Origin of the sequence: Zoogloea ramigera, assembly GCF_006539865.1 — a bacterium.
GTDB lineage: Bacteria > Pseudomonadota > Gammaproteobacteria > Burkholderiales > Rhodocyclaceae > Zoogloea > Zoogloea ramigera.
Genome location: NZ_BJNV01000206.1, coordinates 1 through 504, shown reverse-complemented (window position 1 = coordinate 504; position 504 = coordinate 1). Strand labels below are relative to the sequence as shown.

At 67.9% G+C, this 504-nt stretch carries 1 protein-coding gene; it reads left to right on the top strand.

The window, feature by feature from the left end:
• On the top strand, positions 1-504 hold a 504-nt coding region (locus ZRA01_RS20455; RefSeq protein ID WP_141355206.1), incomplete at both ends, for a type I restriction enzyme subunit R domain-containing protein.

Here is a 504-nt window from a genome sequence, read left to right as displayed (position 1 = left end):
GGGAGGCGGTGCGCTGGCAGAAGGCGATCACCGGCTACATTCAGCGGCGGCGCTATGAATTGGGGGTGCTGGTGGCCTTCTCGGGCGAGATCACGGATACCGAGAGCTACCCGGAGCCGGTGTCGGAGAGCAGCCAGCGCCTGAACCCCGGCCTCAAGGGCCGCGACATCCGCGACGCCTTCGCCGACCCGGGCTACCACCTGCTGCTGGTGGCCAACAAGTTCCAGACCGGCTTCGACCAGCCGCTGTTGTGCGGGATGTACGTGGACAAGCGCCTGGCGGGCATCCAGGCGGTGCAGACGCTGTCGCGCCTCAACCGCGCCCACCCGGGCAAGGACACCACCTACATCCTCGACTTCGTGAACGACGCCGAAGAGGTGCTGGCCGCCTTCAAGACCTACTACGAGACCGCCCGGCTGGAGGCCGCCACCGACCCCAACCTGGTCTTCGACCTGCGCGCCAAGCTGGACGCCACGGGCTTTTACGACGCGGCCGAGGTGGAGC